General features: G+C 73.4%; 21 protein-coding genes. 13 read left to right on the top strand and 8 right to left on the bottom strand.

What is annotated here, in order from left to right:
- Window positions 1-214: 214 nt before the first annotated feature.
- Both ABD948_RS22075 and dapD read right to left on the bottom strand, forming a co-directional pair.
- Entirely contained in the window at window positions 215-1177 is a 963-nt protein-coding gene (locus ABD948_RS22075; protein WP_425576679.1) for a VldE C-terminal domain-containing protein, read from the bottom strand.
- A 72-nt stretch (window positions 1178-1249) separates the two neighbouring features.
- Window positions 1250-2242 carry a 2,3,4,5-tetrahydropyridine-2,6-dicarboxylate N-succinyltransferase gene (dapD, locus tag ABD948_RS22070; protein WP_345273494.1) on the bottom strand — a complete coding sequence of 331 codons (993 nt, stop codon included), beginning with the start codon at window positions 2240-2242 and terminating at the stop codon, window positions 1250-1252.
- 123 nt (window positions 2243-2365) lie between these two features.
- Between dapD and ABD948_RS22065 the strand changes: the two genes are divergently transcribed.
- Entirely contained in the window at window positions 2366-3364 is a 999-nt protein-coding gene (locus tag ABD948_RS22065) for a hypothetical protein (RefSeq protein WP_345273491.1), read from the top strand.
- Between the two features lie 93 nt (window positions 3365-3457).
- Here ABD948_RS22065 and ABD948_RS22060 read toward each other — a convergent pair whose 3' ends face one another.
- On the bottom strand, window positions 3458-4126 hold the full coding sequence (locus ABD948_RS22060) for a PepSY domain-containing protein (RefSeq protein ID WP_345273486.1): 669 nt from the start codon (window positions 4124-4126) through the stop codon (window positions 3458-3460).
- Window positions 4127-4498: 372 nt separating this feature from the next.
- Here ABD948_RS22060 and ileS point away from each other — a divergent pair, with 372 nt between their 5' ends.
- On the top strand, window positions 4499-7732 hold the full coding sequence (gene ileS / locus ABD948_RS22055) for an isoleucine--tRNA ligase (RefSeq protein WP_345273478.1): 3234 nt from the start codon (window positions 4499-4501) through the stop codon (window positions 7730-7732).
- A gap of 11 nt (window positions 7733-7743) precedes the next feature.
- Here the strand turns inward: ileS and ABD948_RS22050 are convergent, their stop codons facing one another.
- From ABD948_RS22050 to ABD948_RS22040, 3 genes are read right to left on the bottom strand one after another with little or no spacing between them, the layout of a single operon-like run.
- A complete protein-coding gene (locus ABD948_RS22050) occupies window positions 7744-8178 on the bottom strand; it encodes a type II toxin-antitoxin system VapC family toxin (protein WP_345273470.1) in 435 nt (144 codons plus the stop codon).
- Window positions 8165-8416 carry a hypothetical protein gene (locus tag ABD948_RS22045; RefSeq protein ID WP_345273466.1) on the bottom strand — a complete coding sequence of 84 codons (252 nt, stop codon included), beginning with the start codon at window positions 8414-8416 and terminating at the stop codon, window positions 8165-8167. The genes ABD948_RS22050 and ABD948_RS22045 overlap by 14 nt, the downstream gene beginning before the upstream one ends.
- Before the next feature lie 48 nt (window positions 8417-8464).
- Window positions 8465-9322, bottom strand: coding sequence for an LLM class F420-dependent oxidoreductase (locus ABD948_RS22040; protein ID WP_345273462.1), 858 nt, complete (start codon window positions 9320-9322; stop codon window positions 8465-8467).
- A 72-nt stretch (window positions 9323-9394) separates the two neighbouring features.
- Between ABD948_RS22040 and dapE the strand changes: the two genes are divergently transcribed.
- The 5 genes from dapE (at window position 9395) to ABD948_RS22015 (ending at window position 12904) form a co-directional block, all read left to right on the top strand.
- A complete protein-coding gene (gene dapE / locus ABD948_RS22035) occupies window positions 9395-10495 on the top strand; it encodes a succinyl-diaminopimelate desuccinylase (RefSeq protein ID WP_345273457.1) in 1101 nt (366 codons plus the stop codon).
- Window positions 10468-11232, top strand: a complete 765-nt coding sequence (locus ABD948_RS22030) for an LOG family protein (protein ID WP_345273453.1) — start codon at window positions 10468-10470, stop codon at window positions 11230-11232. The genes dapE and ABD948_RS22030 overlap by 28 nt, the downstream gene beginning before the upstream one ends.
- Window positions 11229-11603, top strand: a complete 375-nt coding sequence (locus tag ABD948_RS22025) for a DivIVA domain-containing protein (RefSeq protein WP_345273451.1) — start codon at window positions 11229-11231, stop codon at window positions 11601-11603. Before ABD948_RS22030 ends, ABD948_RS22025 begins: the two co-directional genes overlap by 4 nt.
- 13 nt (window positions 11604-11616) lie before the next feature.
- Window positions 11617-12036 (top strand): hypothetical protein, encoded by a 420-nt coding sequence (locus tag ABD948_RS22020; protein ID WP_345273448.1) that lies wholly within the window; start codon window positions 11617-11619, stop codon window positions 12034-12036.
- Between the two features lie 139 nt (window positions 12037-12175).
- Window positions 12176-12904 (top strand): M14 family zinc carboxypeptidase, encoded by a 729-nt coding sequence (locus ABD948_RS22015; RefSeq protein WP_345273445.1) that lies wholly within the window; start codon window positions 12176-12178, stop codon window positions 12902-12904.
- Here the strand turns inward: ABD948_RS22015 and ABD948_RS22010 are convergent.
- Window positions 12889-13683 carry an enoyl-CoA hydratase/isomerase family protein gene (locus ABD948_RS22010; protein ID WP_345273443.1) on the bottom strand — a complete coding sequence of 265 codons (795 nt, stop codon included), beginning with the start codon at window positions 13681-13683 and terminating at the stop codon, window positions 12889-12891. The two genes, ABD948_RS22015 and ABD948_RS22010, sit on opposite strands and share 16 nt — an antisense overlap.
- A gap of 169 nt (window positions 13684-13852) precedes the next feature.
- Between ABD948_RS22010 and ABD948_RS22005 the strand changes: the two genes are divergently transcribed.
- Together ABD948_RS22005 and ABD948_RS22000 are read left to right on the top strand one after the other, a co-directional pair.
- Window positions 13853-14020 (top strand): DUF3117 domain-containing protein, encoded by a 168-nt coding sequence (locus tag ABD948_RS22005; protein ID WP_340539870.1) that lies wholly within the window; start codon window positions 13853-13855, stop codon window positions 14018-14020.
- Window positions 14017-15561: a leucyl aminopeptidase family protein gene (locus ABD948_RS22000; RefSeq protein ID WP_345273439.1), complete on the top strand. Its 1545-nt coding sequence runs from the start codon at window positions 14017-14019 to the stop codon at window positions 15559-15561. The genes ABD948_RS22005 and ABD948_RS22000 overlap by 4 nt, the downstream gene beginning before the upstream one ends.
- Window positions 15562-15573: 12 nt before the next feature.
- On the opposite strand, the gene ABD948_RS21995 is transcribed toward ABD948_RS22000, so the two are convergent.
- A complete protein-coding gene (locus tag ABD948_RS21995; RefSeq protein WP_425576677.1) occupies window positions 15574-16248 on the bottom strand; it encodes an O-methyltransferase in 675 nt (224 codons plus the stop codon).
- 214 nt (window positions 16249-16462) lie between these two features.
- On the opposite strand from ABD948_RS21995, the gene sigE reads away from it, so the two are divergent.
- The 4 genes from sigE to ABD948_RS21975 all read left to right on the top strand — a co-directional run bounded on the left by sigE (window position 16463) and on the right by ABD948_RS21975 (window position 19433).
- Window positions 16463-17116: an RNA polymerase sigma factor SigE gene (sigE, locus tag ABD948_RS21990; protein ID WP_425576676.1), complete on the top strand. Its 654-nt coding sequence runs from the start codon at window positions 16463-16465 to the stop codon at window positions 17114-17116.
- The gene (locus ABD948_RS21985) at window positions 17113-17601 is read left to right on the top strand and encodes a zf-HC2 domain-containing protein (RefSeq protein ID WP_345273425.1); all 489 of its coding nucleotides are present in this window, start codon (window positions 17113-17115) and stop codon (window positions 17599-17601) included. The genes sigE and ABD948_RS21985 overlap by 4 nt, the downstream gene beginning before the upstream one ends.
- A gap of 63 nt (window positions 17602-17664) precedes the next feature.
- Complete coding sequence (locus ABD948_RS21980; protein WP_345273423.1) at window positions 17665-19059, top strand: S1C family serine protease; 1395 nt, start codon at window positions 17665-17667, stop codon at window positions 19057-19059.
- A gap of 98 nt (window positions 19060-19157) precedes the next feature.
- Entirely contained in the window at window positions 19158-19433 is a 276-nt protein-coding gene (locus ABD948_RS21975; RefSeq protein WP_345273420.1) for a helix-turn-helix domain-containing protein, read from the top strand.
- Window positions 19434-19654: the final 221 nt, after the last annotated feature.

Below are 19654 nucleotides of genomic sequence, written 5' to 3'. Positions count from 1 at the left end.
TCATCAGATCGAGCACCCGGTCCAGGGGCCGACAGGTCCCGCTTGAGGACAACCACCAGGGGCGTCAGTTTCGACTTAAGTCAGACCCCTGGACCAGGTACCTACATCCTCACTGTTTCGACTCGCCGCCGCGGGTTCGTCCCTCACCCGCGACGCTCGCTCAACCTTCATGACCCGCGGTGGTCCGCTCGTTCCTCGCGGACCACCTGGTCATTCACTCGAACACGTCGACGTGGACGTGGTCGCGGTGGGCGAGGATGTCGGGGTCGCCGGGACCGTTGGGGGCGTCGTAGTCGCGCCAGCCCTGGTCGGAGCGGCGGGCGGTCCAGATGCGGTCGTCGAAGATGATCGTCTGCACCTGCAGGCGGGCAGCGTGCGCCGCCAGGTAGTGCGCGACGGCCCAGCCCTGCACGTTGGTGCGGGCGTTGATCGGGCGGAAGAAGACGTCGACCGCACGGCCGTCGTAGTGGGTGGAGCCCTCCATGTGGCCCTCGCGGACGCCACCGGGGGCGAAGCCGCCCAGCTGCAGCTCGCCGAAGACGCCGAGCAGCTCGCGCCGCACCTGGTCGGCGCGCTCGGTCAGGCCGGTGTCGAGCAGGGCGGCGTCGCCGGCGTCGACGTCGGCGTCCACGACGCAGGAGAAGGCGCCCGGGCTGTTGCCCGTCAGCGCCGAGGCGATGGCGCGGGCGTCGGCCTCGTGGTCGGCGTAGGCGTCGGGGAAGGCCGAGCGCTGCACCTCCTGCGCGGCCACGGTGATCTCCATGGACTCGTAGCCCGACACCTCGACCAGCGCGTCGTAGAAGGCGGTCGTGGAGTAGACCGGGTCCATGATCTGCTCGACCGAGCCCCACCCCTGCGAGGGGCGCTGCTGGAACAGGCCCACGGAGTCCCGGTCGCCGTAGTCGATGTTGTAGAGGTCCGACTCCTGGTAGGCCGTGGCGAGCGCGATCGAGGCCGCCCGGGCGGGAAGGCCGCGCTCGACGGCCAGCGCCGTGATCAGACCAGCGTTCTCGGCCTGCTCCGGTGCGAGGTCGACCGTGCGCCCGTCCACCGTCACCGTGCACCGCTCGGCGCTGCCCAGCAGCCCACCGGGCGTGCGCAGCACGTTCCAGCTCACCGCCGCCAGCACCACCAGGGCCGCGACGGCGACCAGGGCGGTGCCGACTCGTCTGCTCACGTCTTCAGTCTCCGGGGGTGGACAAGACCACTCGGGCCCGCCGGCCGCGACGGGTCTCCTCCGGGGCTGCCGTCAGTTGGCGTGCAGGGCCTCGTTGAGCGCGATCCCGCGACCCTCGCGCGGCACCGCCTCGACGGCGCCGTTGACCGAGTTGCGGCGGAACAGCACGTTGCGGGCCCCGGAGAGCTCCAGTGCCTTGACGACGCGGGGCTCGGCGCCCGGCTCCAGCACGGTCACCTTCGTGCCGGCGGTCACGTAGCAGCCGGCCTCGACCACCGAGTCGTCACCCAGCGAGATGCCGATGCCGGCGTTGGCGCCCAGCAGGCAGCGCTCGCCGATCGAGATCACCTGGGTGCCACCGCCCGACAGCGTGCCCATGATCGAGGCGCCGCCACCGACGTCGGAGCCGTCGCCCACCACGACGCCGGCCGAGATGCGGCCCTCCACCATGGAGGAGCCGAGCGTGCCCGCGTTGAAGTTGACGAAGCCCTCGTGCATGACGGTGGTGCCCTCGGCCAGGTGCGCGCCGAGCCGCACGCGGTCGGCGTCACCGATGCGCACGCCGGAGGGCATCACGTAGTCGACCATCCGCGGGAACTTGTCGACCGAGTGCACCGTGACGTGCTGACCCGAGGCCCGCAGCCGCGCGCGCGTGGTCTCGAAGCCCTCGACCGCGCATGGCCCAGCCGAGGTCCACACGACATTGGTGAGCAGCCCGAACTGGCCCTCGAGCGAGAGGCCGTGCGGTGCCACGAGGCGGTGGCTGAGCAGGTGCAGCCGCAGCCACACGTCCTCGGTGCTGGTGGGGGCGGCCGCCAGGTCGGCGATCTCGACGAGCCGCACCTCGCGGCTGACCCCACGGGCGGCGTCGTCGCCCTCGAGCATCGCCAGCTCGGCGGGCGTGGTGCGCTGCTCGGGGCCGGCGTCCGGGGCGCCCAGCGCCGGCGCCGGGAACCAGGCGTCCAGCACGGTGCCGTCGGGCGTGGTGGTGACCAGGGCGTGGCCCCAGGCCCCGCCGGGGGAGGTGGTGGCGTCGCTGGCGTGGGCTGCGGCGGAGTCGGTCACGGCGCGGACTCTAGTAGGCGGCACGCCGGCGACGGTGTGCGTCCCCCGGCCGCGGACCGGGTTTGATGCGCCTCGGGCCGGGGCAAGCACGCCCCAGACCCCCGCACCGGAAGAGGACGCCCCATGCGCCAGCACACTCGCACCACCCACCGACTCGCCACCCTGACCACCGCACTCCTGGTGGGCGCCTCGGGCGCCCTCGCGCTCGGCGTTGCGCCCGCCCAGGCCGACGAGGTCGCCCCGCTCGCCGCCACCGCGCCCGCCGCGTCGGGCGTCGAGGGTCCCGCCGCCCCCGAGGTCTTCGACGGCGGCACCGCCGCCGGTCGCGCCGCGACGCCCGAGCTGACCCTCGAGCGTGGTGCGGCCGCACCCCAGCGGGCCAAGCACCAGTGGCCGGTGCGCCTGCGCACGGGGCCGTTGCGCAACCGGGTGGGCGGCACCGCGCCCAGCGCCGAGCCGTCCCGCCAGCTGGCCTCGGCCGGCGTGACCCAGGACCGGCTGACCGGCCAGTTCGGCGTCGAGCTGGCCCTGCGAGCCGCCGCTACGGAGGCCACGAACACCCGGCTCCGAGTGGGCTTCGGCAAGGTGGTCACCTCGAACGGGCAGCAGGTCTGCCAGGCGCAGACCGGGTCCACCGACGTCGACCGCAACACCTACGGGACGACCGGTGCCTACAACGGCGCCTCGATCGCCTACCGGGTCGACTTCCCGCAGGTGCGGCGCAACGTGTGGAACTGCGGCTTCGTGCTCCTCGTGAGCCCCGACGGCGCCACCATCTACGACGGTCTGGTCGGCACCCTGCGCGACATCCGCCAGAAGCCCGCGCTGGGCATCTTCGTCAAGGGCCGCAAGGTCAACAACCGCAGCTTCACCCGGGTGCCCGTCACCATCCGCAACAGCAAGCAGACCATCGCCACGGCGCCGAAGGTGACCATCAGCTGGCGCACCCGGGGTGCGGCCGTGCGCGGCAAGCGGATGGTCGGCACCATCAAGCCCGGCGCCGCCAAGAAGGGCGCCATCTACGTGCGCAAGACCTCGCGCGGCCCCGGCAAGATCTGGCTGACGGTCAAGAGCAAGACCTACAAGCGCACCGTGGTGCTGCGGATCCGCAACATCCGCTGACCTGCTCACCACCTGCTCACCACCTGCTCACCACCGCGCGCGGGGCCCTGCCGGACGTCCGGCAGGGCCCCGCGTGCGTGTCGGGGGAGGAGGTCAGTCGTCGCGCTCGGTGCCCAGCACCTGGCCCGAGCCGGCGTTGATCACGACGGTCTGCTCGGCGGCGCCGTCACCGAACTGGACGTCCCAGGTGATCCGGCCGTCGTCCTCGGAGAGGTCCACGGAGTCCAGCGGCTTGCCGCTGACGACGCCGCGCGCGGTCGCGAGCGCGTCGGCGTAGGAGACACGCGCGGCCTGCACCGCGCGCTGGGTCTCGGCGCGGTCCTCGGCGTCCTCGTCGCGGTCCTCGGGCTGCGGTCCGCGGGTGACCGCGGTGCCGGCGGCGTCCAGTCCCACCTCGGTCTCGGAACCGTCGGCGGCGGCGACGACGACCTCCCAGCCACCGCGGTCGGTGTCGACGGTGACGACGGTGCCACCGGCGGCGTCCAGCGCCGTGCGGGCCGCGGCCAGCGCAGCCTCGTCGTCGCTGCTGCCCGCCGCGGAGCCTCCCGAGGAGGGAGCCTGGGTGGGCGCCGTGCTCGGCGCGGCGGAGGTGGGGGCCTCGCTGGGCGTCGGGGTGGCGGTGTCGCCGTCGGCGGCGGACGCCGACGGCGCGAGGGCGGTCGTGTCGTCGCGGTCGTCGTCGTCGCTCCCGCAGGCGCTCAGTGCGAGCACCAGCGGCAGGGAGGCGGCGGCGAGCAGGCGGGCGGGGCGGCGGGCGTTCATGGGGTTCCTCGGTTCTGGTCGGGAGCTGGCACGGCGGTCTCGCCGTGGCACAGACCCTGCCCGGGGGCGTGCTGCGGCGGCACCAAGCGAAGGTCAAGGGAACCTCAAGGCCGGTCGTGCGCCAGGGAAACCGATTTCCCGGCCAGGACCCCGGCGCCGTAGGCTGGTGGCACAGGCGCTCGAGCCGTCATCAGCGGTGAGCCTCCGGAAGAACGCCCCACCCGGGGTCAGTAGAACCGGACGGGTAGGCCCGTCACAGCCGTGAACGAGAGGTCCGCCGCCGCACCCCGGGGCAGTGGGCAAACGGGGTGGTACCGCGGCAGACGTCGTCCTCGTGCAACCGAGCAGACGACCACCGCAGGAGCAGCGCCGATGACCTATCCGAAGGTCTCCCACCTCACCACCGCCGAGGCCGCCACGGGCGTGCCCTCCACCCCGCGCTTCCCCGCCATCGAGGAGGCCGTGCTGGCCCACTGGGAGGCCGACGGCACCTTCGCGGCGAGTGTCGAGCAGCGCGAGGCGGGCCAGGACGGCGCCAACGAGTTCGTCTTCTACGACGGCCCGCCGTTCGCCAACGGCCTGCCGCACTACGGCCACCTGCTCACCGGCTACGTCAAGGACCTGATCCCGCGCTACCAGACCATGCGCGGTCGCCGCGTGGAGCGTCGCTTCGGCTGGGACACCCACGGGCTGCCCGCCGAGCTGGAGGCGATGCGACTCAACGGCATCAAGACCACCGACGAGATCGTCGAGCTCGGCATCGAGAAGTTCAACGAGGCCTGCCGCGCCTCGGTGCTCAAGTACACCGGCGAGTGGCGCGACTACGTCACCCGTCAGGCGCGCTGGGTCGACTTCGACCACGACTACAAGACCATGAACCCCGAGTTCATGGAGTCGGTCATCTGGGCCTTCGGCCAGCTCTACGAGAAGGGCCTGGTCTACGAGGGCTTCCGGGTGCTGCCCTACTGCTGGAACGACGAGACGCCGCTCTCCAACCACGAGCTGCGCATGGACGACGACGTCTACCAGAACCGCCAGGACCCGGCGGTCACCGTCGGGCTGCGCCTGGAGGACCGGGGCGACGACCTCGACGGCGTGCTGGCGCTGGTGTGGACGACGACGCCGTGGACGCTGCCCAGCAACCTGGCGATCATGGTCGGCTCCGACATCGAGTACGTCGTCGTCGAGGCCGCGGTGCCCGGTGCCGAGAGCACTGCTCGCTACCTGATCGCCGAGGCGCGCCTCGGGGCGTACTCGCGCGAGCTGGGGGAGGAGCCGCAGGTGCTGGCGCGCTACCGCGGTGCCGACCTCGTGGGCCGCGGCTACACCCCGCCCTTCGGCTACTACCTCGGGCGCGAGAACGCCTTCCGCATCGTGGCCGCCGACGAGGCGGTCACCACCACCGACGGTGTGGGTCTGGTGCACACCGCCGGCGCCTTCGGTGAGGTCGACAAGGAGGTGACCGACCGCGAGAACATCGAGGCGGTGATGCCGGTGGGCAAGGACGGCAAGTTCACCGACCCGGTGACCGACTACGCCGGCCTGCTCGTCTTCGACGCGAACCTGCAGATCATCGACGACCTCAAGCGCGCCACCCGTGGCGAGCCCGCCGCGGCGGTGACGCCCGGCACCGTGCTGCTGCGCCGGGAGACCTACGACCACTCCTACCCGCACTGCTGGCGCTGCCGCGAGCCCCTGATCTACAAGGGCGTCTCGTCGTGGTTCGTGAAGGTGACCGCCTTCAAGGACCGGATGATCGAGCTCAACCAGCAGATCCGCTGGACCCCCGACCACATCCAGGACGGCCAGTTCGGCAAGTGGCTGGAGAACGCCCGCGACTGGTCGATCACCCGCAACCGGTTCTGGGGTTCCCCGGTGCCGGTGTGGAAGAGCGACGACCCGGCCTACCCGCGCATCGACGTCTACGGCAGCTTCGCCGACATCGAGCGCGACTTCGGGCGGCTGCCCCGCAACGCCGACGGCGAGCCCGACCTGCACCGCCCCTACGTCGACGACCTGACCCGGCCGAACCCCGACGACCCGCGTCCCGAGGGCGAGCGCTCCACCATGCGCCGCGTGCCCGACGTGCTCGACGTCTGGTTCGACTCGGGCTCGATGAGCTTCGCCCAGGTGCACTACCCGTTCGAGGACGCCGAGTGGTTCGAGCACCACTTCCCGGGCGACTTCATCGTCGAGTACATCGGCCAGACCCGCGGCTGGTTCTACACGCTGCACGTGCTGGCCACCGCCATCTTCGACCGGCCCGCGTTCAGCTCCTGCGTCAGCCACGGCATCGTGCTGGGCTCGGACGGCAACAAGATGAGCAAGTCGCTGCGCAACTACCCCGACGTGCGCGAGGTCTTCGACCGCGACGGCGCCGACGCGATGCGCTGGTTCCTGATGTCGAGCCCGATCCTGCGCGGTGGCAACCTGGTGGTCACCGAGCAGGGCATCCGTGACTCGGTGCGGCACGTGATGATCCCGCTCTGGAACACCTGGTACTTCTTCTCGCTCTACGCGAACGCAGCGGGGGAGGGCTACGAGGCGACCCGGTCGACCGAGTCCACGGACCCGCTCGACCGCTACCTGCTGGCCAAGTGCCACGCGTTCGTGGACGAGATGACGACGGCGCTCGACGACTACCGCGTCGCCGACGCCTGCGAGACCACGCGCACGTTCCTCGACGTCCTGACCAACTGGTACGTGCGCCGCTCGCGGGAGCGCTTCTGGGAGGGCCGCCCCGAGGCGTTCGACACCCTCTACACGGTGCTCGAGACCGTCTGCCGGGTGACGGCGCCGCTGCTGCCGCTGACCACCGAGGAGGTCTGGCGGGGACTGACCGGCGGGCGCTCGGTGCACCTGACCGACTGGCCCACCCTCGAGAAGCTCCCCGCCGACGACGCCCTGGTCGCGGCCATGGACGTGGTGCGTGAGGTCTGCTCGGCCACCTCCGCCCTGCGCAAGGCCCGTCAGCTGCGCAACCGCCTGCCGCTGGCGGGTCTGACCGTGGTGACCGAGGACCCGGCGGCGCTCGAGGCCTTCACCGGCATCGTCGCCGACGAGGTCAACGTCAAGCAGGTGCGGCTCGTGGCAGCCGACTCGCCCGAGGCGGCGGCCTACGGCGTCTCGCAGAAGCTCACCGTCAACGCCCGCGCGGCGGGTCCGCGCCTGGGCAAGCAGGTGCAGCAGGCCATCAAGGGCTCCAAGTCCGGCGACTGGTCGGTGGCCGAGGACGGCACCGTCACCGCCGGCGGGCTGGCGCTCGTCGACGGCGAGTTCACCCTGGAGACCGTGGCCGGCGCGGCCGACGACAGCACCGCCGTCGGTGTGCTCCCGGGTGTCGGGTTCGTGGTGCTCGACACCGCCCTCACCCCGGAGCTCGAGGCCGAGGGCCTGGCCCGCGACCTGGTGCGCCAGGTGCAGCAGGCGCGCCGCGACGCCGGCCTGGAGGTCTCGGACCGGATCACGCTCACCATCACCGGCACCGAGGCCGTGCAGGCCGCCGCCCGCACCCACGAGGAGCTGATCGCACGTGAGGTGCTGGCCACCTCGGTCGCCGTCGGGGCCGGCGAGGGTGAGCCGGTGGTGGAGGTGCACCGGGCCTGACGACGGCGGGGTCAGGCCTCGTCGAGCGGCGTTCGCCAGCGCAGACCGGGGAACCGTGCGAAGCCGCGGTCCGAGGTCACCCAGGTGGCGCCGTGCTCCATCGCCAAGGCAGCCAGGTAGGCATCGGGGACGAGGTTGCCCCGGGCTCCGGCCTCGTCGCACAGCTGGGAGAACAACGAGAAGTGTCGCGGTCCGGGCCTCACGACCGCGCTGGCCGGCGCGTCGAGGACGGCGCGGCAGAACTTCAGGGCGATCGCCGTGGGGGAGGGCTCGCGATAGATGCGGTGGTGCGTCGCGATGCGCACGAAGGACGAGAGGACCTGCTCGCTGACGCCGAACGGCTCGGGACCGCTCAACGCGGTGGCCAGCCACGAGCGGTGCTCGTGGGCCCGCGGGCTCTCGGGGCGGTGCGCGTACAGGAAGACGTTGACGTCAGCCAGCAGCACGCGCGTCGCGCTCCTCGTCGAGCAGGGCGGCGAGAGCATCCTTGTCGTCCAGGTCGACGCCGGGCTGCAGCCCGCTCCCGCCGTAGGTCGGCAGCTCGACGCGACCCGTGGCCGCCGGACGTGCGAGGTGGTTGCGCAGGGCGTCGTCCACGACGTCGCCCAGGGAACGGCCGTCGGCGAGTGCCTGTTCGCGGGCGCGACGCAGGAGCTCGTCGTTGATGTTGACGGTGGTGCGCATGCGTGCATCATAACGTCACGCATGACGCATCATGATGCTCGCGAGCTCTCAGGCGGGAGCCGGCGCCAGCCCGAGCCGCCCCGCCAGCTTGTCGAGGTAGGCGAGCACGGTGGCGGTGTCGGCGTCGGGCACGCCCCAGATGAGCTCCGAGGCCCCGGCCGCCGCCCAGTCCTCGAGGTCCTCGGGCGTGGGGCGCTTGGCCACCAGCACCCGGACGTCGGGCTCGCCGTCCCGGCCGGCCTGCGCCCACTGCTCGCGCAGTGCCGCGGCCTTGGCCGCGACGCCGGACTCGGTGGGGGTGGTCATCCAGCCGTCGGCGTGGCGGGCGATCCAGGCCAACGTCTGCGGGCCGCCGCCGGCACCGATGACGACGGGCACGTGGGCCTGCGTGGGCTTGGGGTAGGCCCACGAGGGGCCGAACCGCACGAACTCGCCCTCGTAGGCCGCCTCCTCCTGGGTCCACAGCGCGCGCATGGCCTCCAGGTACTCGCGCAGCACGGTGCGCCGCTTGCCGGGCGGCACGTGGTGGTCCTCGAGCTCGTCGGTGTTCCAGCCGAAGCCCGCGCCGAGGGTGACCCGGCCGCCGGAGAGGTGGTCGAGCGTCGCGATGGTCTTGGCCAGCGTGATCGGGTCGGACTCCACAGGTAGCGCGACCGCGGTCGCGAGGCCGATGCGGCTGGTGCGGGCCGCGGCGGTGGCCAGCGAGACCCACGGGTCGAGGGTGCGCAGGTAGCGGTCGTCGGGCAGGTCCTCGCCGCCGGTGGGGTGCAGCGCGTCACGCCGCACCGGGATGTGGGTGTGCTCGGGCACGTAGAGCGTGTCGAAGCCGCGCTCCTCCGCGGCCACGGCCAGGTCGGCGGGCGTGATGCCGCGGTCGGAGGAGAACAGGACGACACCGTTGCGCATGCACGCAGACTAGAACGTGTTCCAGTTCGCGGGAAGTGGGTCGGTGCGGGAGCGGCTGATTGACTGGCGCCCATGAGCAGCACGCCCTCCCTCGCCTCCTCCCTGGACCTGACCACCGACGTCGTCAGCCTCACCGCCGCGCTGGTCGACATCGAGTCGGTGAGCCTGGCCGAGCAGTCCATCGCCGACGCGGTCGAGGCCGCCCTGGGCGCGCTCCCGCACCTGCAGGTGCTGCGCCGCGGCAACACCGTCGTCGCCCGCACCGAGCTCGGTCGCGGCGAGCGGGTCGTGGTGGCCGGCCACCTCGACACCGTGCCGGTCAATGACAACCTGCCCAGCCGCCTCGACGCCGACGCCGGGCTGCTGCACGGCCTGGGCACCTGCGACATGAAGGGCGGCGACGCCGTCATCCTGCGGCTGGCGGCCACCGTGCCCGAGCCGGTGCGTGACGTGACCTACGTGCTCTACGAGGGCGAGGAGATCGACGCCGAGTACAACGGCCTGCAGCACCTCTCGCAGAGCGACCCGCACCTGCTGGAGGCCGACTTCGCGATCCTGATGGAGCCCTCCAACGCGGTGGTCGAGGCCGGCTGCCAGGGCACCCTTCGGGTGGAGGTGCGCACCACCGGCGAGCGTGCCCACTCCGCGCGCAGCTGGCGCGGCGTCAACGCCATCCACGGCGCCGGCGAGGTGCTGGCGCGGCTCAACGCCTACGAGGCGCGCCGCCCGGTGATCGACGGCCTGGAGTACCACGAGGGCCTCAACGCGGTGTTCATCCGCGGCGGGGTGGCCGGCAACGTGCTGCCCGACGAGTGCGTGGTGGAGGTCAACTTCCGCTTCGCCCCCGACCGCTCCGAGGCCGAGGCCGAGCAGTTCGTGCGCGAGTTCTTCGAAGGCTTCGACGTGCGGCTCACCGACACCGCCCCCGGCGCGCTCCCCGGCCTGGACCGCCCGGCCGCGAAGGCGTTCGTGGAGGCCGTCGGCGGCACCGTCAACCCCAAGTTCGGCTGGACCGACGTCGCCCGCTTCACCGCCCTCGGCGTGCCGGCCGTCAACTTCGGCCCCGGCGACCCGATGCTGGCGCACAAGCAGGAGGAGTTCGTGCCGGTGGCGCAGGTGGAGCACTGCGAGCGCACGCTGCGGGCGTGGCTGACGGAGGGCGGCGAGGCGTGAAGGACAAGTTCAAGGGCCCGGTGCGCCAGCGCCGGCGTCAGGTCGACGGCACCACCACCGACCAGCGCCTGCTCGACTCCCGCGGCCCCAGCGACTGGGTGCACACCGATCCGTGGCGCGTGCTGCGGATCCAGGCGGAGTTCGTCGAGGGCTTCGGTGCGCTCGCCGAGCTCGGGCCCGCCATCGGCGTCTTCGGCTCGGCCCGCACCCCGGTCGACCACCCCTCCTACGCGCAGGGCGTCGAGGTGGGTCGCAAGCTCGTGGAGGCCGGCTACGCCGTCATCACCGGCGGCGGTCCCGGTGCCATGGAGGCGGCCAACAAGGGCGCCTGCGAGGCCGGCGGCGTCAGCGTGGGGCTCGGCATCGAGCTGCCCTTCGAGTCCGGCCTCAACGAGTGGTGTGACGTCGGCATCAACTTCCGCTACTTCTTCGCCCGCAAGACCATGTTCGTCAAGTACAGCCAGGGCTTCGTCGTGCTCCCCGGCGGCCTCGGCACCCTCGACGAGATGTTCGAGGCGCTCACCCTCGCCCAGACCCAGAAGGTCACCGCCTTCCCGGTCGTGCTGCTCGGCACCGACTACTGGGCCGGGCTGCTCGACTGGCTGCGCGAGACGGTGCTGGCCGACGGCAAGATCAACCCCGAGGACCTCGACCGGCTGATGGTCACCGACGACGTCGACGAGGCGGTCGCCGCGGTGACCGGGCAGACGGGACCCGAGGGTCAGGTCCGGCCATGATGTGGGTCTTCGCGATCCTCATCGTGCTCGCGATGGGTGGCATCGCCGCCGTGGCCTCCGGCCGGGGCCGCGGCCTCGCCCCCGCGCACGACGACCGACCCGACGCGCTCGTGCCCGCCGAGGGCCCGCTGGGCTCCACCGACCTGCGCCGCGTGCGCTTCTCGCTCGCCCTCCGCGGCTACCGGATGAGCGAGGTCGACGCGCTGCTCGACCGGCTCGCGGACCAGCTCGCCCACCAGCACACCGAGCAGGACCCGGCGCCCGCCGTGCCGGCGCGCGACGTCGATGCCGGCTTCGAGCTCGACGACGCCGTCGGCGACGCCGGCTGGCGACCCGCGCCGGATGGCGAGCGGCGCACCGGCGACGTCTGACAGGATGCGGGCCGTGTCCGCCACCGTCTACGTCCTCACGGTGCTCGCCGCCGTCGTGGTCGTGCTGACCAGGATCCGCCTCTCGCGCACGCAGGCGGCGGGGCGGCTCGACGTCGGGCGCGCGGTGCTCGGGGTGCACACCGTCGCCGGCGGGCTCGCCGTGGTGGTCTGGCTGGTGTACCTGCTCGGCGCCGACGCGCTGGGCGAGGGGCCGGCCTCGGTCGTCGGCATCGCGGCGCTGGGCTTCTGGTACGTCACGGTCGTGGCCGGCCTGCTCATCCTTCTGCGCTGGCGGCGGAGCCGGGGCCGGCACGCGGCCCCCGCCCGCAGCGACTCCTGGTCCAGCGGACCCTGGCTCTCGGTGCTGGCGCACGTCGGCCTGCTGGTGGGGGTCTGCGTGTTCACCTGGTACTACGCCAACCCGGGGAGCTGAGGCGGGGATGAGCCGGTGGGTCTCCGTCCGCGCGACGAGGATGTGTGCGCTCGCCGCGGCCATGGCGCTGCTGGCCCCCCACGGCCCCGCCGGCGCGTCAGCGGCCCCCCCGGACTCCGGGAGCGGCGCTCACGCCTCCGTGACGACGAGCGCCGCACCCGGCGTCGTCGAGAGGCGCGTGCTCGGTCGCAGCGCCGGCGGTCGGCCGATCACCGCCTGGCGCCTGGGTGAGCCCGACGCCGCCACCACGGTGGTGCTGATCTCGACCATGCACGGCGACGAGCCCGCCACCCGCGGCATCCTCACCTCGTTGCGCGACGGCCTGCCCGTGCGCGGGATCGACCTGTGGGTGGTGCCCACCTACAACCCCGACGGCCTGGCGCGGGGCACCCGCGCCAGCGGCCGCGGCGTCGACCTGAACCGCAACTACCCCTACCGCTGGGCGCCGCTCGACGGCCGCTACGAGTCCGGCCCGCGGCCCGCCTCGGAGCCCGAGACGCGCGCGATGATGCGGTTCCTGCGGGCGGTGCGGCCCGACCGGGTGCTGAGCTTCCACCAACCGCTGAACGGCGTCGACACCGACACCAAGTCGCCGGCCTTCGCGCGCCGGGTGGCGCGCACGCTGCGGCTGCCCACCACCACGCTGGACTGCGGCGGCGTCTGCCACGGCACGATGACCGGCTGGTTCAACGCGACCTTCCCCGGCGTCGCGCTGACCGTGGAGTACCCCGCGCGCCCCGGGCGACGCCGGATGACGCAGGTGGCGCCGGCCCAGGTGCTCGAGATCTTCCGTGCCACCTACGCACGGCTCGTGGGCGAGCCCGCCGGCCCCTACCCGGGCGCCGAGGGCGCTCAGCGACCCCGGTAGACCGGCTTCTCCTTCGCCACGAACGCGGCGACGGCGGCCGCGTGGTCCTCGGAGGCCCCCGTGCGGTCCATCATCTGCTTCTCGAAGGCGAGCGCCTCGGCGAACGAGTGGCCGGCCGCGTGCGCCACCGAGCGGCGCATCGCGCCGAACGCGCGGGTGGGGCCCTGCCCGAGCCGACGCGCCAGGGCAGCGACCTCCTCGGCCAGCTGCTCGCCCGGCACCACCGAGGTGGCCATCCCCAGCTCGAGCGCCTCGGCGGCCGGCACGGTGCGCGGGAAGTAGAGCAGCTCGAGCGCCTTGGCCCGGCCCACCAGCAGCGGCAGGTGGTAGCTGGCGCCGGTGTCGCACGAGAGCGCGACGCCGGCGAAGGCCAGGTTGAAGCCGGCCTCCTCGGCGACCACCCGCAGGTCGCAGGCGAAGGCCAGGCTGGCGCCGGCCCCGGCCGCGACGCCGTTGACCGCCGCCAGCACCGGCTTGTCCATCTCCACGATGGTGGTGACCAGCGGGTTGTAGTGCGCCTCGACCGTGCCGAACAGCTGGTCCGACCCGCCCTCGCGCAGCAGCCCCACGTGCTCCTTGAGGTCCTGACCGGTGCAGAAGGCCCGCCCGCTGCCGGTCAGCACGACGCACCGCACCTCGTCGTCGGCCGCCACCTGCTGCAGCGTGGCCAGCAGCAGCTCCTTGGTGGCGATGTCGAGGGAGTTCATGGCTCCCGGGCGGTTGAGCGTCACGGTGGCGACGCCGTCGGCGAGGTCGAGGAGGACGGTCGGCTCGGTCATGGGGCGCAGTCTGGCACCCCGCTCGGGGACCGGCTCGGCACCAGTGGTGCGGGTCACCCCCGGGATGGGGGATAATGGTCGGGCGAGGAGGAGGAGTGCGGCCCGCAGGGGCCCGGTCCACCGCCCGACACCAACCCGTCTCACGTGAATCACAGGGAAGAGGTGCCGCATGGCGGCGATGAAGCCGAGGACCGGCGACGGCCCGCTCGAGGTCACCAAGGAGGGTCGCGGCATCGTGATGCGCGTCCCGCTCGAGGGTGGCGGCCGTCTGGTCGTGGAGCTCAACGCCGACGAGGCCGGGGCGCTCGGTGACGCGCTCAAGAACGTCGTAGGGTGACCCGCCCGCCGACCCCCACCCTTCCCAGCCAGGTCTCGCCCCCGGAGGTCGCGCTCAGCGCGCTGCCGCCGCACGCCGTCGTCGGGGTGGCAGCGATCGCGCTGCCGGTGCTCGACGACGGTGAGGGCTCCCTGCTGCTCGGCCCGGGAGCCGTCGACACCGGTGAGGCCCTCGGTCTGGACCTGATCGCGTTGCACGAGGCGCTCGGCGGCACGGCCCGCGTGGGCGACGTCGTCGCCGTCCCGGTGCCGCTCGGCAGCGCCGAGAACCCGGCGCTGCGGCAGGTGCTGCTGGTGGGCGTCGGCACGGGCACGCGCACCGAGGTGCGTCGTGCCGCGGCCGCGCTGGCGCGGCAGGCGCGGGGGCTCGATGCCGTCGCCACGACGCTGGCCGCCCTCGACGACGCGCTCGAGCCGACCGTGACCGGTCTGGTGCTGGGCTCGTTCGTCTTCCACTGGCGTTCCGCGCCGCCCGACCCCGCCCCGGTGGCCCGGGTGGTGCTGTGCGGCCTCGACGACAAGCGCGACCGGACCGCGCTGCAGCGTGCCCTGGCGCTCGGCGGCGCCGGGTGGCGGGCCCGCGCGCTCGCCACGGTGCCCTCCAACCTCAAGAACCCGCCCTGGCTCGCCGCGCAGGCCGAGCAGCTGGCAGCCGAGGCCGGCCTCGAGGTGCGCGTCTGGGACGAGCAGCAGCTGGCCCGCGAGGGCTTCGGCGGCCTGGTCGGCGTCGGGCAGGCCTCGGCCACCCCGCCGCGGCTGGTCCGACTCGACTACACCCCGCCCAAGGCCAAGCGGGGCACCCCCACCGTGGTGCTGGTGGGCAAGGGCATCACCTTCGACTCCGGCGGCCTCTCCATCAAGCCCGGCGAGGCGATGGCCTCCATGAAGCGCGACATGACCGGCGGCGCGGTGGTCATGGCCACCATGGCGGCACTGGCCGACGTCGGCTGCCCTGTGCGGGTCGTCGGCCTGGTGGCCGCGGCCGAGAACGCGGTGTCCGGCAACGCGCTGCGCCCCGGCGACGTGCTGCGCCACTACGGCGGGCGCACCACCGAGGTCACCAACACCGACGCCGAGGGCCGCCTGGTGCTGGCCGACGCGATGGCCTACGCCGTCGCCGAGGTGGCGCCCGCCGCCCTGGTCGACGTCGCCACGCTCACCGGCGGCGTCAAGGTAGCGCTGGGCCAGCAGGTCGGCGGCCTCTTCGCCACCGACGACGCCCTGGCCGAGTCCTTGCTGGCCTCCGGCGAGCACGCCGGCGAGCCCCTGTGGCGCCTCCCGCTGGCCGGCGTCTACACCGACAAGCTGGCCTCCAAGGTGGCCGACGCCGACAACGGTCCCAAGGGCCCCGCGGCGATCATGGCGGCGCTGTTCCTCAAGCCGTTCGCCGGCGCCGTCCCGTGGGCCCACCTCGACATCGCCTCCGTCGGCGACGTCCCCCAGGACCGCCACGAGTGGACCGCCGGTCCCTCCGGCTTCGGGTCACGCCTCCTGCTGGACTGGCTGGGTTCCGACGACCCGCTGGCCGGCGTCGGCGGCTGACGGCGCCTCGGGTCAGCCGGCGAGCTTGGCGAGCAGCAGGCCGTCGCCCACGGGGAGCAGCAGCTCGGTGAGGTCCTCGTGCTCGGCCACGTGGCGGCCGAGGTCGCGGATCGCGGTGGTCTCGGCGTCGCGCTGGGCGGGATCGGCCACGCGGTCGTGCCACAGGGCGTTGTCGAACACGACGACGCCGCCGGGGCGCAGCAGGCGCAGCGCCTCGGCCAGGTAGGCGCCGTACTCGGTCTTGTCGCCGTCGCAGAACACGACGTCGTAGTGCGCGTCGGTGAGGCGCGGCAGCACGTCGAGCGCCGCGCCGCCGATGGTGCGCACCCGGGAGGCGCCGATGCCGGCCTCGGTGAAGGTCTGGCGGGCCAGGCGCTGGTGCTCGGCCTCGATGTCGACCGTGGTGAGCACGCCGTCGGGGCGCATGCCGCGCAGCAGCCACAGGCCCGAGACGCCGGTGCCGGTGCCGATCTCGACGACCGCGCGGGCCTCGAGCACCGAGGTGAGGAAGCGCAGGGCAGCGCCCGCTCCCGACCCCACGGGGGCGACACCGACCTCCTGGGCGCGTGCCCGGGCCGCGGCCAGGACCTCGTCCTCGACGACGAACTGCTCGGCGTAGCTCCAGCTGGCGGCGGCCAGCGGGGGTGTGGGGGTGCTGATGGTGGCCTCCTGCGGACGGTCGGGCACAGGGCCCGGTGACCTTGGCGACCCTACTGCTCCGCGCCTCGGGAACGCAGGAGCCGCGCTGGTCGTTGACCACCACGACGGCGCCGGGGGCCCGCTGCCTCCCGGCGTCGTCGCCAGCCGAGTGTTCCCAGCGGAGTCACAGTCGGCTCTCAGCAAGGTCACCTACCGTCGTCCCACCAGGAGCCAGCCCGTGCGCCGCCGCCGAGAGGTCACCATGAGCACGACCCCCCACCCCGCGAACCCCGCCGATTCCCAGGGTGCCGAGGGTGGGGTGCCCACGTGGGACGAGGTCGTGGCGCAGCACTCGGCGCGCGTCTACCGGCTGGCCTACCGGCTCACCGGCAACCGGCACGACGCCGAGGACCTCACCCAGGAGGTCTTCGTGCGGGTCTTCCGCTCCCTGGACGGCTACACGCCGGGCACCTTCGAGGGCTGGCTGCACCGCATCACCACCAACCTCTTCCTCGACCAGGCGCGGCGTCGCCAGCGGATCCGCTTCGACGCGCTCTCCGACGAGCGCGCCGACCGGCTGCGCAGCGCCGGCCCGACCCCCGACGCGGCCTACGCCGACCGCACCTTCGATGACGACGTCGAGGCCGCCCTGGCCACCCTGCCGCCGGACTTCCGCGCCGCCGTCGTGCTGTGCGACGTCGAGGGCCTCACCTACGAGGAGATCGCCCAGATCCTCGACGCCAAGCTGGGCACGGTCCGCTCCCGCATCCACCGCGGCCGCGCGATGCTGCGCCGCGCGCTCGCACACCGCGCCCCCGGGGCCGGCCGCACCCGCTACGCCGGGCCGGTCGAGGCCAGCGACGCACACCTCGACGGCGCCCCGGCGCCGCTGGGCTCGGGCGGGGGCCCGGCATGACGCCGATGACGCACCTGGGCCCCCGGGTCAGCGCGCTGCTGGACGGCCAGCTGCCGGCAGCCGAGGCCGAGCTGGCCTGGCAGCACGTGCACGGTTGCCACTCCTGCCGCGACCTCGTCGAGCGCGAGGGCTGGGTCAAGCAGCGGCTCTCGGCCCTCTCCCTGACGCCCACCGGCTCCGAGCCCCCTGCGCACCTGGTCGGGTCGCTGCTGGGTCTGACCCCCGCCTCCGTCGGTCCGACCGGCGCCGTCGTCCACAGCAGTGCTGGTGTCCCGCGTCGTCCGCTCGGGCTCGCGGCGCTGGGCGGCAGCGCCGTCGGCGTCGCGGTGGTGGGTGTGCTCGCCCTCGGGGCCGCCCCGGCCAGTGCCCCCTCGGTGGACCGCCGCGCGCCGGCCAGCAACGTCGTCTCCCAGGTGCCCGTCACCTCGGTGGGCGGCCCGCTGGCCCGTCCCTCCGGGCAACCTGCCGGTCGGGTCGGTCGCTGACCCGGGTCACCTCCGCCCGCCTCGGTGGGTGTGAGGTCTTGGTGGTCGGGGGATGATGGGGCGGTGAGCCAGCACGAGCCGACCGAGGACGACCAGCCGCACGGCGAGCCGACGCAGCCGTTGCGCCGCACGGGCGACCCGTCCTCGTCCTGGTTGCCCCCCACCGGGAACCCGGTCGGCGATCCCTCCGGCGGTTCCAGTGCCACGCCCGGCGCCCCCGGCAGCGGCGGCTGGCCGTCCTTCCCCCCGCCCGGCGCTCCGCCGGTCCCGATGACGACGCCGATGCCCCTCGACGGGCCCCGGCACGCCGGCGGCCGAGAGGGCCGTCACGGCCGCGGTGGCCGTACCCGGATGAGCGGCTGGGTCTGGCCCGCGGTCACGGCCATGGCGCTGGTGCTCGGCGTCGTCGGCGGCGTGGCCGGTTCGATCGGCTACCAGGAGTGGCAGGAGCGCGACGCCGGGCCCGGGTCGGTGGCCGGAGGCTTCGACGCCGTCGACACCAACGACGTCGCCCCGCTGGCCGCCGAGGACGGCAGCGTCGCCGCCGTCGCCAAGGCGCTGCTGCCCAGCACCGTGCAGATCTCCGCGGCCCTCGACGGGCAGGAGGGCGGCGCCACCGGCTCCGGCTTCGTGCTCGACGAGCAGGGCCACGTGGTCACCAACAACCACGTGATCGCCGACGCGGCCGAGGACGACGGGCTGATCCAGATCGTCGACCAGGAGGGCAATCGCTTCGACGCCACCGTCGTGGGCCGCAGCCCGGTCTACGACCTCGCGGTGCTCTACAGCGAGGACGTCGAGGAGCAGCTCGAGCCGGCCGCGCTCGGCCGCTCGCAACGGCTGCGGGTCGGCGAGGGCGTCGTTGCCATCGGCTCCCCGCTGGGGCTGAGCTCCACCGTCACCAGCGGCATCGTCAGCGCCCTCGACCGCCCTGTCACCACCGGCTCCTCGAACGACGACTCCTCCTACATCAACGCCGTGCAGACCGACGCCGCGATCAACCCGGGCAACTCCGGCGGACCGCTGGTCAACCTGCGTGGTCAGGTGGTCGGCGTCAACTCCGCCATCGCCACCACCGGCGGCGGGCTCGGCGGCGAGTCGGGCAACATCGGGGTCGGCTTCGCCATCCCGATGGAGCAGGTGATCATCACCTCCGACCAGATCCTGCGCGACGGCGAGGCGCGCTTCCCCGTGATCGGCGCGCAGGTGCGCACCGGCGGCGACCCCACCGGCGAGGGCGCCGAGATCGACGAGGTCAACGCCGACACCCCGGCCGAGGCCGCGGGCCTGGAGAAGGGCGACGTCATCACCGCGGTCGACGGCGACCGCGTCGTCGACGGCAAGAGCCTGATCGTCGCCATCCGCACCCACCAGCCCGGCGAGACCATCGAGTTCACCTACCTGCGCGACGGCTCCGAGCAGACCACCGAGATCACCCTGGGCTCCGAGGTCGGATAGCCGGCCGTCCCACGGCACCGTGGACTGCCGGGAGGGTGTTGTCCACAGCGCCGTCGGGGCTGCGCGCCGTGCCGGCTGCGGGATGCCACCATGGGGGCATGCCGGCCCCCCGCTTCCACACGCTCGCCGACGTCGCGGAACTGCTCAACACCTCGAGCGCGCAGGTCTACGCCATGGTGCGCCGCGGGGAGCTCGCCGCGATCCGGATCGGTGGCCGGGGGCAGTGGCGGGTGGAGGCCTCCAAGCTGGAGGAGTACATCCAGCGCATGTACGCCGAGACCCAGACCTACGTGGCCCAACACCCGTTCGAGGACGCGAGCGAGCAGCCGGCCGCGCGAGGAACGAGCGCGGACGGCGTCGCGAGCGAAGGTTGAGGTCAAGCGAGCCGTGGCTGACCGAGGTACGAGGTCAGGCACGTGCGAGACGAGGTTGAGCGAGCCCCGCGGCTGAGCCCGCGAAGCCGCGACGGGCGAGTCGAAACAGTGAGGATGTAGGTACCTGGTCCAGGGGTCTGACTTAAGTCGAAACTGACGCCCCTGGTGGTTGTCCTCAAGCGGGACCTGTCGGCCCCTGGACCGGGTGCTCGATCTGATGA

The organism is Nocardioides nanhaiensis, assembly GCF_039542785.1.
Classification (GTDB): Bacteria; Actinomycetota; Actinomycetes; order Propionibacteriales; family Nocardioidaceae; genus Nocardioides; species Nocardioides nanhaiensis.
The sequence above is the reverse complement of the archived record's forward strand: the minus strand, read 5'-3'. Positions and strand labels throughout refer to the sequence as shown.

Coding starts and splice junctions, on each gene's coding strand:
- ABD948_RS22065 (WP_345273491.1), top strand. CDS start 2,366: ATGCGCCAGCACACTCGCACCACCCACCGACTCGCCACCCTGACCACC.
- ABD948_RS22060 (WP_345273486.1), bottom strand. CDS start 4,126: ATGAACGCCCGCCGCCCCGCCCGCCTGCTCGCCGCCGCCTCCCTGCCG.
- ileS (WP_345273478.1), top strand. CDS start 4,499: ATGACCTATCCGAAGGTCTCCCACCTCACCACCGCCGAGGCCGCCACG.
- ABD948_RS22045 (WP_345273466.1), bottom strand. CDS start 8,416: ATGCGCACCACCGTCAACATCAACGACGAGCTCCTGCGTCGCGCCCGC.
- ABD948_RS22040 (WP_345273462.1), bottom strand. CDS start 9,322: ATGCGCAACGGTGTCGTCCTGTTCTCCTCCGACCGCGGCATCACGCCC.
- dapE (WP_345273457.1), top strand. CDS start 9,395: ATGAGCAGCACGCCCTCCCTCGCCTCCTCCCTGGACCTGACCACCGAC.
- ABD948_RS22025 (WP_345273451.1), top strand. CDS start 11,229: ATGATGTGGGTCTTCGCGATCCTCATCGTGCTCGCGATGGGTGGCATC.
- ABD948_RS22010 (WP_345273443.1), bottom strand. CDS start 13,683: ATGACCGAGCCGACCGTCCTCCTCGACCTCGCCGACGGCGTCGCCACC.
- ABD948_RS22005 (WP_340539870.1), top strand. CDS start 13,853: ATGGCGGCGATGAAGCCGAGGACCGGCGACGGCCCGCTCGAGGTCACC.
- sigE (WP_425576676.1), top strand. CDS start 16,463: ATGAGCACGACCCCCCACCCCGCGAACCCCGCCGATTCCCAGGGTGCC.
- ABD948_RS21985 (WP_345273425.1), top strand. CDS start 17,113: ATGACGCCGATGACGCACCTGGGCCCCCGGGTCAGCGCGCTGCTGGAC.
- ABD948_RS21975 (WP_345273420.1), top strand. CDS start 19,158: ATGCCGGCCCCCCGCTTCCACACGCTCGCCGACGTCGCGGAACTGCTC.